We start from the raw sequence: 2182 nt of genomic DNA, 5'->3' as shown, positions 1-2182 counted from the left end.
GCTGATCGGCGCCGGCGTGGTGCTCATGGCGGCGGCGGTGGCGACCGTCTGGTACGAACGCCGGGCGACCCGAAGCGGGCAGGAGAACGGGGCTCCCGTGCCCGACCACGCTGCCGAGCCGGACCCTGCCCCCGCCCCCGACCGGCACGCCCACCGTGAACCCCGTGTCGCCTGGCTCCTGGTCCTTCCCCTCCTCGCCCTCGTGCTGGTCGCCCCGCCCGCCGCCGGGTCGTACACCGCGATGCGCACCGGATCGGCGTTGCAGGAGCAGCCCTGGGGCTACTCGAAGCTCCCCGCCGAAGGCCCGCTGAAGCTGAGCGTCGCCGACTACGCGGGCCGCGCCGTGTACGACAAGGGCCGTGCCCTCGCCGGCCGGCGGATCAAGGTCGCCGGCTTCCTCGCCCTCGACGGCCACGGCGCCCCGTACCTCGTCCGTATGGCCCTGAACTGCTGCGCCGCCGACGCCCAGCCCGTCAAGATCGCCCTCTCCGGTGAACTGCCCCCGGTCCTCCAGCCGGACAGTTGGATCGAGGTGACCGGCACCTACACCCCGAAGCGCACCAAGGACCCGGTCAACGGCACGGCCGTCCCGTACCTCTCCGTCGCCTCCACCCGCCCGGTCAAGGCCCCGCAGGACCCGTACGACGAGGCCTGGAACGGCTGACATCCGGCCCTCGTGGCGGTGTGCGCGGCTCTGGATAGCTGACGGTCCGTCAGTTATGGTCGCCGACAACGCCGTACCCCCGAGAGGTGAGTGCCGTGTCGACACATCCCCGGACCCCGAGCCCGCAGCCGCCCGGCCCTCCCCGCTGGGTCGCGATGTTCTACGAGCCCTCGTCGTCCTCCTGGAAGGTGGGCGCCCAGTCGCCGTACCGTTCGCCCGTGCTGTACGCGGTGGGGGAGATGACCCAGACCCTGCGGGCGCGCGGCGAGGACCCGGCTGTGACGGTGTGGGGCCCCAAGGGCGGGCCGGGTGACGGTGGTTGGGAGCAGCGCGACCCGGCGGCCCTCGCGGCGGACGCCGCCCCGCTCCGGGACCCCGACCGGGCCGCCGACGCGCCCGACGCGCCCGCCACGAAGCCCAGCACCCTCGCCGAGCGCATGACCGGCCGACGTCAGCAGGTGCTCATGGCCGGTCTCGGCAAGGCGGGCCTCTACGACCTGGCGCCGGACGACGTGACGGCGGTCCGGGCCGTCGTCGACGGCCTCGACGAGACCACCGTCCGCCGGATCGCCCACTGGCTCACGGTGGCGGGCGCCGGCCGCTCCTAGAAGCCGTCGCCGTCTCCGCCCCCGTGCTCCCCGCCCGGCTGTGGGCCGTGGCCGTGGCTGTGGACGAGCGGGTCCAGGCGGTCCGGGTAGGTCCAGCGGAACGTGGCCAGGGCGCGGGCGCGGGCCTCTATCACCGCCATGCGGGCGGCTCGTTCGGCCTTGTCGAGGTGGGCCGCCTGCCCGGTCGCCTGGCCCTCCCACTTGCGGTAGAGGAGGCCGACCTCGGCGGAGAACCAGCCGCGGCTCACGGAGTTGAGGGCGAGGAGCAGGCCGGTGTCCTCGGAGGCGGGCAGGGCCATCCAGCCGCCGAGCGCGAGCGCCAGTTCGCGGCGGACGAAGAGGGTCGCGGGGTGCACCGGCGCCAGGAAGTCGTGGGCGGCCCAGTGGTCGAGGACGACGCCTCGCTCGATCGGGCCGTGCTCGGGGTCGCCGGGGAAACCGAGGGTGGAGCCGTCGGGCAGGACGTCCAGGACGCGTGAGGTGGCCCAGCCGAGCGTGCGGTCGGCTTCGAGGGCGGCCAGATCGCGGGCGAGCACCCCCGGCGTCAGCCGGTCGTCGGCGTCCAGGACCTTCACGTAGGAACCGTCCGCCTCCGAGAGGGCGATGGTGCGGGCGACCCCGGGGCCGCCGGGCCGCCCCTGGCGGAAGGTCACGCGGGTGTCGGCGGGGACGTGCGGGGCGACGGCGTCCGAGGTGCCGTCCTCCTGTATGACCCAGTGCCACTCCCAGCCGCCGGGTAACCGCTGGTCGCGCAGTGACGCGTAGGCGTCGGGGAGGAAGGGGGCCGAGGGGGCGTGGACGGCGGTGACGACGACGATGCGCCGGGTCACGGCAGCACCCACCACCCTTCGAGGCGTCGCGTCGATCGGCCGCATGACAACGCCCGGCCGCTGGCGACGGGGGATGCACC

At 74.7% G+C, this 2182-nt stretch carries 3 protein-coding genes; 2 read left to right on the top strand and 1 reads right to left on the bottom strand.

Annotated features, from left to right (window positions below):
- Window positions 1-664 (top strand): TIGR03943 family putative permease subunit (locus AOK15_RS40515; protein ID WP_055524175.1); only part of this gene is annotated, 664 nt, incomplete at its 5' end.
- 95 nt (window positions 665-759) lie between these two features.
- Window positions 760-1272: a hypothetical protein gene (locus tag AOK15_RS40510; RefSeq protein WP_157870531.1), complete on the top strand. Its 513-nt coding sequence runs from the start codon at window positions 760-762 to the stop codon at window positions 1270-1272.
- On the opposite strand, the gene AOK15_RS40505 is transcribed toward AOK15_RS40510, so the two are convergent.
- The gene (locus AOK15_RS40505) at window positions 1269-2102 is read right to left on the bottom strand and encodes a glycosyltransferase family 2 protein (protein ID WP_079058970.1); all 834 of its coding nucleotides are present in this window, start codon (window positions 2100-2102) and stop codon (window positions 1269-1271) included. The genes AOK15_RS40510 and AOK15_RS40505 overlap by 4 nt on opposite strands.
- Window positions 2103-2182 lie beyond the last annotated feature (80 nt).

It is taken from the genome of Streptomyces ossamyceticus, from assembly GCF_001418475.1.
Lineage (GTDB): Bacteria > Actinomycetota > Actinomycetes > Streptomycetales > Streptomycetaceae > Streptomyces > Streptomyces ossamyceticus.
This window is presented reverse-complemented; position numbering and strand designations above follow the sequence as displayed.